Source organism: Fusibacillus kribbianus (genome assembly GCF_030053595.1).
Taxonomy (GTDB): domain Bacteria; phylum Bacillota; class Clostridia; order Lachnospirales; family Lachnospiraceae; genus Lientehia; species Lientehia kribbiana.
The window spans coordinates 226392-240816 of the sequence record NZ_JASGBQ010000001.1; the positions used below are offsets into that span (position 1 = coordinate 226392).

Below are 14425 nucleotides of genomic sequence, written 5' to 3' on the forward strand. Positions count from 1 at the left end.
TAGCGATAGCCATAGCTATACAGGCCTTTTTTTCTACAGGACCCGTACATACAGCCTCTTTTACTCTCACGTTTCAAGACCAATAGATAGTACTTGTCGGACTTTTTGGCGGCACTCTCATTTTCTCCGACATACATGCCCAGGACATCTTTTTTTCCGGACATATCGATACCGATAGCGATATAGACAGCTCTTTTAACGATACGTCCTTCACTACGGACGTGATAATGGATGGCATCCATGAAGACAACAGCATAGACTTCCTCAAGCGGACGTTCCTGCCATTCCTTGACAAGAGGAAGGATCTTGTCCGTGATGCGGCTGATTGTGCTGTCAGAAATCTCGATATCGTAGAGTTCTCGCATATGACTCTCGATGTCAGATGTAGACATGCCTTTCGCATACATGGAAATGATCTTTTCCTCCATGTCCTGCGTTACGGTGTTCTGATATTTTTTTATCACCTGAGGTTCGAATTCGCCTTTGCGATCCCGGGGAATATCAATTTCCATATCTCCGTAACTGGTATGCATTGTTTTGGATGAATAGCCGTTTCGACTGTTGTCAGTATCCTTATTCTTATAGTCGTACTTGGAATATCCGAGTTCTTCATCCATCTCGGCATCCAAAGTACCTTCCAGGATAATAGACATCATGTCGCGCATAATGGAATTAACATCCGTACCATCTTTGACCTTGATGTCGTTTTCTTTGAGAAAGCTTGTCATCATTTCTCGAAGAGCTGCTTTCTGAGGTGAATCCGTTTTTCTACGTGCCATAAATAAAACCTCCGAACTGAATAAGATTATCTTACATCAATTCAGAGGTTTACACAAACTTTGGGAAACTCCCCGATGCTAACACAATTATATTATCATCATCTAACAATAGAACTACATGATTACATCTTATTTCAGGTTCATCCGGTTCATATATCTTTACTAACTGCCTTGTATGAATTCCATATTCTTCATTCAAATAGTATGCAAAAAGATCACAAGTATCATCACAGCATCCGCCAGGGAATCTATGCATCCTATCTTTTATCGAAAAACCTCTTTCGTCACATACAACCTCAATTGCAGTTCTAAACTCTCTACAAATATCTAATAAATTCATCACAAGCACTTCCTTTATACCAGTTTATAAAGGGCATCCTTCGCCCAAAGGATTCCTTCCTCACCAAGCTTAGTTATTACAGCCGGAACTGCAGCAAAAGCAACTCCACCAAGGAACATCTTTAAAAAGATATCTCCGGAAACCTGTCCGGTTGCAACACAAAGAAGGCTTCCTAAAATCAAAAGCCCTCCTACTATTTCTCCAGCCTTTGTAACAATACCACCGGCTGCGCCAAATATAACTACACCCAACGTTAATACAATCTGTGTAAAAAATACGATTACTCTTACCGGTGCCATCAAAATCGCTTTAAGTGTTCTCATTATATGTTCCCCCTTTCCTTTTCAATCATTACCTTATAGGCAACGAGTCTAAGAACATATTCAGGAACCTGAGAATTACCGAGTTCCCAATCCTGCATCGTTCGATAAGGTATTCCGAGCCATGCAGCGAACTCTTTGCGATTCATACCGGTCTTGTTTCTTACCATTACAAAAGCAGATGCAAGCATTCTTTTCTTTCTGGCTTCATCTTGCTCTGCCTTATTCTCATCTTCAACAATGATTCCGTTTACGATATACTCTAAGTCTTTCATCTTGCACCTCCTGTATACGGATTTCGTATATACCTGCCTTTATTATATACACGGATTCCGTATACGTCAACGAAAATGCAAAAGAAATCACCTATTCATCATCATCGTCATCCCATGAAGAAACCATATGTAATTCACCCGAGTCCATATCCATAGCCATGTTATCACCCATACGCATCATCATATGCCCCTCAGAGTCCATTGCCATATTGTCAGATGTAGTAAAACAAAAATCTCCGTCTTCCATATCCATAAAGCTCTTACACATAAATCAAACCTCCTTGTAAACAAAATTCTTAACCTGGTTGTATGAACGATTAACATCATCAAGCAAAGATTTAATATATTCATCCTTAGATGAAGCACTTACTCGTACAACAGTCGAGAATAATCCCTGGAAGTTCCCGGCTGAATTTATCCCCGAATGAAAGCACACTGTATCATTCTCTTCATAAAAATGATAATCCTGCATTATTCCTTCCATAAGAGATTTTTCATCCATATACTGTCGAATACTAGAAAATGAATCTTCAGCAGCTTTGCCAATCTTTTTTAGTTCCTTTAACACATCTTGGTTATGCTTCAAAGCATTCTTTAACATAGTTGCTGTAGCTTTTCTATCGGCCTTAATTGCCATATCAATCAGCTTTCCTAAATAAGGGAAAGTCAATCTACATAAAGCTTTCCTATTAGTCTCTATCTCAAATTCTGATGAGAAGTACACCAACACCTCATCCGATGCCCTGGCAACCTGATCCATAAACTGCTGATTGTAATACTTCTTAACATCCAGAGCTGTGCCATAGAAATAAGATGCTTCATATAGGGAAGGTATTTCTCTCGCCTTTGCTTCATCAAGAATCTCATAATCTTTATTCTCTAAGGCCAAAGCTATAATACTTGTTCTCAGGCTATCATTCTGCTTCATCTTATATTCAAGCAAATCATACTCAAAAGGCGGTCTTCTCTCTATAGTTGTACCTGATCCAAATGTTCCCCAATATTTTTGCTGATCCTCATCAATCAAATAAATATAATCGTTATCTATCAAATATTTTATGAGACCATAATTGCCAAACCCTATAGCATAGTCGATTACATTTTTTCCATATTCGTCTTCATTAAGTATAAGCCTATCCGGTCTGTCGATATATTCCTGCCAAACCTTTTTGTCTTTAGAAAAGGCAACAGAATAATTTGTCGTCCTGGTAGGAGCTGGCTTGGCTACCTTTCCAGCACTGAGAATACTATCAACAGAAACTTCCAATAACTCTGAGAGAATTGGCAAATCATTAATCTGTATTCCCTTTCCGATCTTTTTCATCTGACATATTTTGTTTGCTACACGTTGAATTTCGTCTGAGGCCGGCTCTTCATCAATCCCATCTCTTAACTTTATATACTCAATTGCAAACTGACGATCCGCACCATACTTTCTAGCAATCAGCTTTCCAATATATTCACCTATTTTGCTGCTTTCCTCTGTTCTATACATCGAAAGACACCTCCATATCACTTGTTTGATATAAGCATACACTCAGCATATAATCTCGTATATAACAAATAAGCATATGCGTAATGCATATGCTTATTCTATCACATTTTGGTATATGCTATTAGCATATATTTATATTGTGCCATTGATTCTTTGCTTGATTACCCAAACTACATCTTCCTTGTCTCTATCCGATAGCTGATCAAATAATTTTAGGAAAGAACCATACCGATTACATAGAATCTGCTCTTCTTTTTCCTCAACATAGTTTTCTAGGATGAACTCCCTTACGTCCGTTTTATAAAGCTTAGCCATATTCAATAAATCATCAACCGAAACTGGATGTTGATTGTTTTCAAATGACCTTAGAGTTCGGTCTGTAATACCTAACGCTTTTGCTGCTTCTTCTTGTGACAGATTAGCATTAATCCTTGCCTCTTTTATCATTTTTGCTGTAAAACTCGACATTTTTTAAACCTCCTTCAACCGGAAACATGTTTCCGCTTTTGTCCCAAACGCAAAAAAGCGCTCGGGAAATTTTCTTGTTAAAATACCTCGAACGTTTCAAAAAAATGCAAACAACAGATTCAGATATACTAATCCGTTTATAGCACCTTATATTTTTAGATAAAAAAATATAGGGAGTCTGTAACAGACTCCCTATACTAGAAATAGCTTAAATTCAAGCTTTTCCGGGAACCGGAATGCACGGTGTTCGCCATAATATAGCTTTCCGCTCTTCCTCATGAAATCCTTTGGGATCTCAAAAGTTCCTAAAAAACATGTTGGCTCAATTAACGTGCCTCGCTGATAGCTGCCTGTGCTGCAGCAAGTCTTGCGATCGGCACACGGTAAGGTGAGCAGGATACATAGTCAAGACCAAGCTTATGGCAGAACTCTACAGAAGAAGGATCTCCGCCATGTTCGCCGCAGATACCAACGTGAAGTGCAGGGTTAACAGGACGGCCAAGCTTGATAGCCATATCCATTAACTTGCCAACACCGGTCTGATCCAGTTTAGCGAAAGGATCGTTCTCGTAAATCTTAGCGTCATAGTATGCACCAAGGAACTTACCAGCGTCATCACGGGAGAAACCGAATGCCATCTGAGTAAGATCGTTGGTACCGAAGCAGAAGAAGTCAGCCTCAGTTGCGATCTCATCAGCGGTAAGAGCTGCACGGGGGATCTCGATCATGGTACCAACTTCATATTCAAGATTTACGCCTGCTGCTGCGATCTCAGCATCAGCGGTCTCTACTACGAAGTTCTTAACGTACTTAAGCTCTTTTACTTCGCCTACCAGAGGGATCATGATCTCAGGCTTAATAGTCCATTCAGGATGAGCCTTAGATACGTTGATTGCTGCACGGATAACAGCCTTGGTCTGCATCTTTGCGATCTCGGGATAGGTAACTGCAAGACGGCATCCACGATGACCCATCATAGGGTTAAATTCATGAAGGCTGTCGATGATAGCCCTGATCTGCTCAACAGTCTTGCCCTGAGCATCTGCCAGCTTCTGGATATCAGCATCTTCAGTAGGTACGAACTCATGCAGAGGCGGATCCAGGAAACGGATGCACACAGGATTTCCTTCGAGAGCCTCATAGAGCTTCTCAAAATCGGACTGCTGATAAGGAAGGATCTTATCAAGAGCTGTTTCTCTTTCTTCAACAGTATCCGCACAGATCATCTCACGGAATGCTGCGATTCTTTCTTCTTCAAAGAACATATGCTCAGTACGGCAGAGACCGATGCCTTCAGCACCAAGCTCACGAGCCTTCTTCGCATCTGCAGGAGTATCAGCATTGGTACGAACCTTCAGCTTTCTGAATTTGTCAGCCCAGCCCATTACGCGGCCAAAGTTGCCATCGATGGAAGCATCAACGGTAGGAATGATACCAGCGTAGATGTTACCGGTGGTACCGTCAATGGAGATCTCGGAACCTTCGGTAAATACCTGTCCTGCTAATGTAAATTTCTTGTTTTCCTCATCCATAAGGATGTCGCCGCAGCCGGATACACAGCAGGTACCCATACCACGTGCAACTACTGCTGCATGGGAGGTCATACCACCACGAACAGTCAGGATACCCTGAGCTGCCTTCATACCGGTGATATCTTCGGGAGAGGTCTCAAGACGAACAAGAACGACCTTTTCACCCTTCTCAGCCCAGGCCACTGCATCATCAGCGGTAAATACAACCTTACCACAAGCAGCGCCGGGAGATGCACCAAGACCCTTGCCGATAGGAGTTGCAGCCTTCAGAGTCTTTGCATCGAACTGGGGATGAAGCAGAGTGTCAAGGTTACGAGGATCAATCATCAGCACTGCTTCTTCTTCAGTCTTATGGCCTTCATCTACCAGGTCACAAGCGATCTGCAGAGCTGCAGGAGCGGTTCTCTTACCGTTACGGCACTGAAGCATATAGAGTTTCTTGTTCTCAACAGTAAACTCCATATCCTGCATATCATGATAATGGTTCTCAAGGAGTTCGCAAACCTTGATGAACTCAGCGTATGCTTCGGGGAATTCTTCTTCCATCTGAGCAATGGGCATAGGAGTACGAACACCTGCTACTACGTCCTCGCCCTGTGCATTGATGAGGAACTCACCCATCAGCTTGTTCTCGCCGGTTGCAGGATCACGGGTAAATGCTACACCGGTACCGGACTGATCATTTAAGTTACCGAATACCATGGGCATTACATTAACTGCAGTACCCCAGGAATAAGGGATATCATTGTCGCGCCGGTAAACATTTGCACGAGGGTTGTCCCAGGAACGGAATACAGCTTCGATAGCAAGCTTTAACTGTTCTACAGGATCTGCAGGGAAGTCGCTTCCCAGCTGATTCTTGTACTCAGCCTTGAACTGCTCAGCCAGAGTCTTAAGGTCAGCAGCGGTAAGCTCGATATCGGTCTTAACGCCCTTAGCTTCTTTCATTTCATCGATGAGCTTCTCAAAGTATTTCTTACCGACTTCCATTACAACGTCAGAGAACATCTGAATGAAACGTCTGTAAGAGTCATAAACGAAACGCTCGAAGGTAGGATCAGGGTTGCCAGCGATCATAGCTGCAACTACGTCATCGTTCAGACCAAGGTTAAGAATTGTATCCATCATACCAGGCATAGATGCACGAGCGCCGGAACGAACGGAAACGAGCAGAGGATTCTTATGATCGCCGAATTTCTTTCCATTGATCTCTTCCATCTTTGCAACGCCTTCCATAACCTGAGCCATGATCTCGTCGTTGATCTTTCTACCGTCTTCATAATACTGTGTGCAGGCTTCAGTAGTGATAGTGAAGCCCTGAGGTACAGGCAGACCGATCTTGGTCATTTCAGCAAGGTTGGCACCCTTGCCGCCAAGCAGCTCACGCATGCTGGCATTGCCTTCAGAAAACAAATATACCCATTTTGCCATGTTCAAAATCCCTCCTGTATTTTTAGACATTAAACAGCAGGTTGGCCCGCCTGCTGATATTAGTATAACATAGAATAGCTTGTCCGCAAACCATTTTTTTGCCATTTTTTATAGTTTTTGTATATTTTTCGGTACAATATTTAGTAATTATTTATCAGCCGCCTGACGTTCCAGCCGGTCCAGGATCTGCTGCAGTTTTTCCGGCCCGAACTGGTAATGTTCATTGCAGAAGTGGCAGGTCACTTCCACCGGCTTTCCGGCAGCGATCATATCCGTAAGCTCCTCTTTCCCCACGCTCACAAGAGCCTTCTCCACCTTCTCTTCCGAACAGTCGCAGAAAAATCTGGTCGGAATCCGGTCAAGGAGCTCCAGCCCGAACTCTCCCAGAATGTCCTCCAGAATATTTTCCGGGGTCTTCCCGGCATCCAGGAAGGAGGTAATGGAGGTGATTCCGGCCAGATGCGCCTCCAGCGCATCGATCAGGCTGTCATCAGCGTCGGGCATCAGCTGCAGGATAAAACCGCCCGCCTGACGGACCGTATTTTCCCGGTTCATCAAAACTCCCAGGGCCACCGAGGAAGGAGTCTGCTCCGATACCGCATAATAATAGGTGAGATCCTCGGCGATCTCCCCGCTGACCAGATCAATTTGTCCGGAATAAGGCTCCTTTAATCCGATATCCCGGATCACAGTCAGGGTTCCTCTGCCCACGGCACCGGCCACATCCAGCTTTCCCCTGGCGTTGGCATGGATGAGGACCTCCGGATTCACCACGCATCCTTTCACATCCGCGTTTGCCCCTGCCGTAACGGTAATCCCGCCGATGGGGCCGTCTCCCTGGATCCGAAGGGTCAGCACATCCTTCTCCCCCTTCATCATACTTCCCATCATGGCTCCCGCTGTCAGAAGACGCCCGAGAGCCGCCGTTGCCACCGGACTGGTGTTATGGCGTCTTCTGGCTTCCTCCACCAGGTTTTTTGTGGTAGCCGCAAAGGCCCTGATCCGCCCGTCGGCCGCCGTGGCCCGGATAATATAGTCATTGCCGGACAATTCCTGATTCCGTTTTTTATCCATATCGATTCCTTTCCAAATTTTTTTATCATCCTTTTATTCCGGATGAGTATATCACAAATTGAAAGAAAAAACCAGAGCAGGTTCCGGCCGCCTGCTCTGATTTTATTTGATCATTTCCTATTGCTGTTTCAATTATCCGTTTCCGCTTCGTCCATTCTTTTATCAAGCCATTTGGCTCCCTCCTGAGAGGTCAGTACCCCAGCCTGAATCAATTCCATAATCATCTGCCGTTTTCCTTGCGCAATTCCTTTTTCAATTCCTTGCGCAATTCCTTTTTCAATCCCACGTTCTTCAATCAGATCTGATAAGTTGCACATTACATCCACCTCCTCAGTCCTTTTTGAATCCAAAGTCACACCATACTCCCGCAGCTGCTCTCTCTTTTCCTCCACATTCATAATATCAGAAAAGAGCACATTCAGAACTTTCACCATCTGGTTTTCCGATTGTTTCTCCGGATTCAGCGTTATTACGACCACCTCCATCTTATCGTATGTCTGCTTTTCATCCGGAAGCTGCCCGAGATAATCCTTTTTTGTAAACCGGTAAGAGGCGATTCCACACTCCTCTCCCGCTGGGCCATTCATACAGATCCAGATAGAATAGACTTTTTTTATTCGGTCGTAATCTGATTTTTCAAATTCTCTATGCTTTTGTTCTGAAATCATACGGGCACAGTAAAAAATTCCCCTTGTCACAATTGCATATCCGGGATCCCATTTTTTCTGTGCCTCAATATTTATAATCAATTTTATCTTTTGTTGTTCTCCCGGTTTATATACGACAAACCGGATATCATATGTAATTTTCCCTTCCCCGGGAACCGTACTTTCTGTGGAAATACCTGTAATTTCAGTTTTCAAAATTTCTCCAGGCTCCACACTCATCGAAGCGATTTCAGGTTTCCCCTCAATACATGCCTCAATTTCGTCTTCTGTCATTTCCATAAATTCCTCTGCCGTATGCTTTAAGATCAGTGCCAAAATAGATTTCTGAGCCAGCAGCCTTTTCGCCGCCTCATCATACTGCGCTTTCATCCCACTGATCGCATCTGCATGGATTTTGACCAAGTATATTCCTCTTTCTTAAATTTACAGGAAATGATCTGCTTTTATTCTAACACTTTATTTATTAAAACGAAAGTAAAGATTTTAACGTTTTTAAGCAAAAAGACGATCTGCGAACTTCATATCGGATCAGAAGAGCACCTTCAGAACTGTACACCCGTAATTTTCCCCTGCTCCCCGGCGATCACATAGATCCGCTCGCTGTTTTCTTCCGGAGGATTCTCTGTAAAGGCATCATAAACTGCAAGAAACTTAAGGCCAGCCTCGGAAAGGGCTGCCCGGATCTCCTCCATGGAATAGGCCCGCTGAAAATGGACTTCCTCAAATTTCCGGTAAAGCTCCTCCTGCCCGCACCCTGCCTCACGAACAAAGATAGTCAGCTCATATTCGTTGATCCTGCTTTCCTCATCGTAATAATTATCCCAGATAAAGCTTTCGTTTTCCCTGTTTTCGGCAATAGTCCTGTCACCCAGAAGTTCCCGGTATTTATATTCCGTATTGAGATCAAATATAAACACACCGCCCGGGTCCAGATAATTATTCACCAGACGGAACACCTGAACCAGTTCTTCATACTCCGTGATATAATTCATGGAGTCGCAGAGACTGACGACGGCTCCTACGGTGCCATACAGCTCAAATTCACGCATATCCTGAAGGAGATAAAGAATATCACGGCCCGACTCTGCCCGCTTTTCCATGGCGATCTCAAGCATGGCTTCCGAATTGTCAATGCCGATCATGTCATATCCGGACTCTGCAAGGAGCTCGGTCAGACTTCCCGTGCCGCAGCCCAGCTCCGCCACAAGCCCGCCGCTGCAGCCATACCTTTTCAAAAGACCAACAAGATAGCTGCACCATTCCCCGTAAGGAACGTTGTCCATAAATTTGTCATATACCTCGGCAAAGCCTGTGTATGCCAGACATTCTTCTCCCATCTTCATCCCCCTGTTTCCACAGCATTGTTACCAAGTATAGCATAAATCAGTGCCCCTGCACAAGAGCCTTGTCCTTCCACGCCCCGCTTCGGTAACGCCACAGAGCCAGAAGCGCCGCTATGAGCCACACCAGCCCCGTTGTCATCCAGATTCCCCATACACCGATTGCTTTCGTTCCTGTAAGAAGAAATGCCAGGCCGACCCGGCAGACCACCTCCACCACTCCGCCGATCATGGGATAAACCGCATCTCCCGCGCCGGAAAGCAGGTAATGAAGCACTTCCTTGACTCCCAGGCCCATATAAAACAGGCTGGTGATCCGGATTCCCGCCGACGCCATCTCCACAATGCTTTCATCGGTAACAAAAAGACTCATGATGGGACGGCCGACCAGCCAGAACACGCCGAACAGGATCACAGAGATCACCGCCAGAATCTTCATGGAAGCATTCATGCCGAGCCGGACCCGGTCCTGCTTTCCGGCTCCTATATTCTGTCCCGTATAAGCCGAAACTGCCGAACCGATTCCCAGATAAATATGGCGAATCAGAGAATCCACCTGATTGGTAGCCGTAAAGGCGCCAATGGCCGCCAGTCCAAAGCCGTTGACGACACTCTGCAGAACGCTGCCGGAAACATAGGTGAGGGCATACTGGCCGCCCGACGGAAGGGCCAGCCGGATGATCTGTCCCAGAATACTGCTGTCAAAGCCCGCCTTTTTCACAGCGTCCTTAAAATAAGGAATCTTTCGATACGCATAGATCACGCAGAGCACCGCTGCCGTTGTCTGGGAAAGCACAGTGGCCAGGGCTGCTCCTGCGACCCCCATTCTGAACCAGATAATAAACAGCATGTCCAAAAACACATTCATTACACTGGACACCACAAGGAATACCATGGGAATTCTGGAATTTCCAAGAGCGCGCAGTATATGAAATGAAGTAAAACAAACAGCAATGGCCGGAAGGCCTGCCAGATAAATCATCATATAGGATGCCGCATCGGAAAGCAGATCCTCCGGCGTTCCAAGGAGCCTGAGAATCGGCGCTGCAAGGATCAGTGACAAAAAGGACATGAACACAGCAGAACCTAACGCCGTTAACAACCCGTTTCTTATGGCCGACGCCACATGCTCACCGTTCCCAGCCCCGTAATGCTGAGCCACGACGACTCCGGTCCCGTTTTCCAGTCCGACACAGACCGCCATAAACACATAGATCAGGGCGCTGGTGGACCCAATGGCCGAAAAGGCCTGGGCTCCCACATATCTTCCCACGATGATCCTGTCTGCCACCATATACAACTGCTCTACCATATTCCCGATCACCGCCGGGATCGCAAAACGAAGCAGCAGCCCTGCCGGGCTGCCTTCCGTCATATCCGAAAGTCTTGCCATTTTTCATTCCTCCCGGATTTATTATAAGGGATTGAAAAAGGATTCTCAATCTTTTATCCTGCTCAAAAAATTTTAAAAAAGGAGAATAAACTTCCTTTTTCCGGGCATACTTAAAACAGTACCAAAGAAAAAAGAAATACTTATCCTCCCCTTTTGAGACCCCGCAGGTGCGCAAAGGCGCGTACTTGCGGGGTTTTTGTAATCTTACTCCAGAAACTCCTCATTCAGCACCACACCGAATTCCTTCGCGATGGCGCGCAGGTTGTCATCGGTGATGGTCTGGCGGACCTGGCCCTGCCCGGATGACATCACCAGATTATAGATTTCCGCCGCCTTCTCGATGGTGTGCATCAGTCCGAAGGTCGTGTCAAAGTCGGGGCCGGAGCAGAAGGCTCCGTGATGGGCCCAGACGGCAGCATCGTACTTCTCCATCAGTTTGCTGGTGGCAAGGGCAATCTGGGTCCCGCCGGGAACCATCCAGGGCACCACCCCCACACCGTCCGGAAAGACCACCGGACACTCGGTTGCCGATTTCCACAGGGCACGGCTGAAGGCCTTGTCCGTCAGCGGAAGGGTGTAGGTCATGGCGATCAGATTGGGAATATGGGCGTGATAGATCACCCGGCAGGCTCCGCCGGTGGCCGCCGACCGGATGGAATGATTCATGAAATGAGTGGGAAATTCACTGGTGGGCTTTCCTCCATCCTCGAGCCCCCAGACGATCCTCCATGCGTTCCCCTCCTCATTGATCTCCACAATACCGATGGAATGAACAGGATCGAGGATCACATTGCGGAAATACTTTCCGCTTCCGGTGGTTATGAAATACTCTCCTGCCAGATTTTGTCCGGTGACCCCCATCGGAACCCATTCTCCGGGAGTGCAGAAAAAAGGCCTGCACTGCTCTGCTTCTTCCGGCTTCATCCGATAGCTCAGATTGCCGCCGTTTCGCTCATGCCAGCCCTGAAGCCAGCCGTCATCACACATACGGATATATCGCTGCATCACATCGACATCTAAAATACTCTTCATAATCAACCTCTTCCGGCCGGTAAAGCCGTTTTATAAATATTCTCCATCTGCAGCTTCAGATTGCCCAGGGCAGTTGCCTCGATGGGAAGGGCAATCACCTGTTTTCCCGTCGCTTCTTCTGTCAAACGGTTCAAAAATGTGTTTTTGGCTCCGCCGCCGACAATATAAAGCCTCCCGTATGTCGTTCCGGTATTCCGCTCCAGCTCCTCCAGGGCAGCCCGGTAGCTGTCGGCCAGGCTTCGGTAGGCGCAGCGGAAGTAATCGCCCTCTGTCTTCAGCCTGTGCCCCGCCGCCCGGTCAAAAGCCGATTTCATACTTGCCGGCGCAAAGAACTCCGGAGCATTGGCATCCACCAGGATCTGACAGGCGCTGGCCTCCGCCGCTTTCACGATCTCCCCGAAGGGACGGTCCGGACAAAGCTCTTTCTGCAGCTCATTGACCAGCCACATTCCCATAATGTTCTTCTGATAACGATTGTAGCCGACTCCACCCTCATTGGAATAGTTGGCCTTTTCGCTGGCCGGATCCGTCATGGGCTTCGGAGTTTTTACTCCCAGCAAAGACCAGGTTCCGGAGGAGATATAGGGCTCATTTCCTTCCATGGGAATGCCCTCCACCGCCGAAGCCGTGTCATGGGTGGCACAGAGAACGCATTGGATCCCCTCGTACTCCCCGAGCACCGTACCCGGCCGGGAAAGCTTCGGGAACAGGCTTTTCGGATAGCCAAGGGCCTTCAGAATTTCCTCATCGAATTCCCCGGTTTGGGCGCTGACCATGCCGGTGGTCGTGGCATTTGTATACTCTCTGGCTCTGACGCCGCACAGCCTGTACAACAGATATTCCGGCATCATCAGAAGGTCCGTCGCTTTGTCCAGTCTGCCCGACACTTTATCGGCATAGAGCTGGTAGATCGTATTGAAGGGCTGAAACTGGCAGCCGGTCCGGCGGTACAGCTCTGAGAAAGGCAGCTTCTCGTGAACCTGTGCAATCACGTCCTCTGTCCGGCTGTCCCGGTAAGCATACACCGGAAGCAGCTCCCTGTCTCCCTGAAACAGTACATAGTCCACGCCCCAGGTATCGATGGACAGACTTCGAATGTCGGAAAATGTTCTCTTTGCAGCTCCGATCCCGTTTTTTACTTCCCGGAGCAACGCCTCCACATCCCACACCAGATGTCCGCCTTCCTCCCGCGCCCCGTTGGGAAAACGGTAAACCTCTTTTGTCCGGAGCCCTCCGTCCTCTCTCCAGCCCACAATATGCCGGCCGGAGGAAGCTCCGATGTCAATGGCAAGATATCGGTTCATTCCAATGCCTCCTGTTTCGGAAAATATGCATTCCAGCTCAAAGACTCCCGTATAGAGCTGGTAAAAAGTTTTCAATATTCTTTTAAATATATGTATTGAGAAATTCTTTAATTTCAGAAATCTGCGAAGCAGCCGTTTCTCTTCCGATGTCGTAGATTTCCTTCAGCTTATCCGGGTTCTTTTCGACTTTTCCTATCTGTAATTTCTCTTTGGGACGAATTACGAACAGCTTCCCCTGCTTTTCCTGTTCTTCAATGTAAGCAAGCGTCTGGTTATAGACAAGATGGCGTTTCTCCATTGCTTCTACAAGCTTTGGATACTTCCTGTATTTTACCCGTAAAAGGGGCATAAGACTATTCTTCTTTTTCTGATAGTGTTCAGGCTGAGTCAAAACGACAACATTTTTATCATATCCGATTTTTTCAAAGTATTTCACCGGTATGGAATCGGCAATTCCGCCGTCAAGCAGCTTCTGACCGTCTATTTCCACGATTTGGGATACGATCGGCATGGAAGCAGACGCCCGGATCCAGTCAAAACAATGATCGTCTTTTCCTCCATAATTGTGATATACGGCTTTCCCCGTTTCAATGTCCGTGCACACAACATAAAAATCCATCGGATTGCTCTGATAGGTATCAAAATCGAACACATCATATTTCAAAGGAACTTCACCATAAGCAAAATCCGTATTGTAGATGTTTCCGGTCTTTATCAGGCTTCCGATTCCTGAATATCTCCTGTCATTGCAATACTTCATATTGTACCGGATCACTCTTCCGATCTGTTTTGATTTGTAGTTGCAGCCGAAAGCAGCACCGGCAGAAACGCCGATTGCGCCATCGTAATCGATTCCGTTTTCCATCATCACATCTATGATGCCGGCGGTAAACATTCCCCGCATCGCTCCGCCTTCTAATATCAAGCCTTTTTTCACCTTATTCACTTCTTTCTTTTGATGTTTCCTTTTGTGC

At 46.4% G+C, this 14425-nt stretch carries 15 protein-coding genes; all 15 read right to left on the reverse strand.

Annotated features, from left to right (window positions below):
- Window positions 1–779, reverse strand: a 779-nt coding sequence (locus QJ036_RS01135; RefSeq protein WP_416388533.1) for an IS256 family transposase, incomplete at its 3' end; no start/stop codon positions are given.
- A 49-nt stretch (window positions 780–828) separates the two neighbouring features.
- Window positions 829–1119 (reverse strand): hypothetical protein, encoded by a 291-nt coding sequence (locus tag QJ036_RS01140; protein ID WP_283229585.1) that lies wholly within the window; start codon window positions 1117–1119, stop codon window positions 829–831.
- A gap of 14 nt (window positions 1120–1133) precedes the next feature.
- Entirely contained in the window at window positions 1134–1442 is a 309-nt protein-coding gene (locus tag QJ036_RS01145; RefSeq protein ID WP_283229586.1) for a hypothetical protein, read from the reverse strand.
- Window positions 1442–1714, reverse strand: coding sequence for a helix-turn-helix domain-containing protein (locus QJ036_RS01150; RefSeq protein ID WP_283229587.1), 273 nt, complete (start codon window positions 1712–1714; stop codon window positions 1442–1444). The genes QJ036_RS01145 and QJ036_RS01150 overlap by 1 nt, the downstream gene beginning before the upstream one ends.
- 91 nt (window positions 1715–1805) lie before the next feature.
- Window positions 1806–1982, reverse strand: coding sequence for a hypothetical protein (locus QJ036_RS01155; RefSeq protein ID WP_283229588.1), 177 nt, complete (start codon window positions 1980–1982; stop codon window positions 1806–1808).
- 3 nt (window positions 1983–1985) lie between these two features.
- Entirely contained in the window at window positions 1986–3209 is a 1224-nt protein-coding gene (locus tag QJ036_RS01160) for a hypothetical protein (RefSeq protein ID WP_283229589.1), read from the reverse strand.
- A 132-nt stretch (window positions 3210–3341) separates the two neighbouring features.
- On the reverse strand, window positions 3342–3677 hold the full coding sequence (locus QJ036_RS01165) for a helix-turn-helix transcriptional regulator (RefSeq protein WP_283229590.1): 336 nt from the start codon (window positions 3675–3677) through the stop codon (window positions 3342–3344).
- Window positions 3678–4003: 326 nt separating this feature from the next.
- Window positions 4004–6640, reverse strand: a complete 2637-nt coding sequence (gene ppdK / locus QJ036_RS01170; RefSeq protein ID WP_283229591.1) for a pyruvate, phosphate dikinase — start codon at window positions 6638–6640, stop codon at window positions 4004–4006.
- Window positions 6641–6787: 147 nt separating this feature from the next.
- The gene (gene hslO, locus QJ036_RS01175; protein WP_283229592.1) at window positions 6788–7714 is read right to left on the reverse strand and encodes an Hsp33 family molecular chaperone HslO; all 927 of its coding nucleotides are present in this window, start codon (window positions 7712–7714) and stop codon (window positions 6788–6790) included.
- Window positions 7715–7842: 128 nt separating this feature from the next.
- Window positions 7843–8784 (reverse strand): PD-(D/E)XK nuclease family transposase, encoded by a 942-nt coding sequence (locus QJ036_RS01180; RefSeq protein ID WP_283229593.1) that lies wholly within the window; start codon window positions 8782–8784, stop codon window positions 7843–7845.
- Window positions 8785–8924: 140 nt separating this feature from the next.
- Window positions 8925–9719, reverse strand: coding sequence for a class I SAM-dependent DNA methyltransferase (locus tag QJ036_RS01185; protein ID WP_283229594.1), 795 nt, complete (start codon window positions 9717–9719; stop codon window positions 8925–8927).
- A 46-nt stretch (window positions 9720–9765) separates the two neighbouring features.
- Window positions 9766–11115: an MATE family efflux transporter gene (locus tag QJ036_RS01190; RefSeq protein WP_283229595.1), complete on the reverse strand. Its 1350-nt coding sequence runs from the start codon at window positions 11113–11115 to the stop codon at window positions 9766–9768.
- 204 nt (window positions 11116–11319) lie between these two features.
- Window positions 11320–12147: a rhamnulose-1-phosphate aldolase gene (gene rhaD / locus QJ036_RS01195; protein ID WP_283229596.1), complete on the reverse strand. Its 828-nt coding sequence runs from the start codon at window positions 12145–12147 to the stop codon at window positions 11320–11322.
- A 2-nt stretch (window positions 12148–12149) separates the two neighbouring features.
- On the reverse strand, window positions 12150–13451 hold the full coding sequence (locus QJ036_RS01200) for a rhamnulokinase (protein WP_283229597.1): 1302 nt from the start codon (window positions 13449–13451) through the stop codon (window positions 12150–12152).
- A gap of 82 nt (window positions 13452–13533) precedes the next feature.
- Window positions 13534–14376 (reverse strand): patatin-like phospholipase family protein, encoded by an 843-nt coding sequence (locus QJ036_RS01205; RefSeq protein WP_331487455.1) that lies wholly within the window; start codon window positions 14374–14376, stop codon window positions 13534–13536.
- Window positions 14377–14425 lie beyond the last annotated feature (49 nt).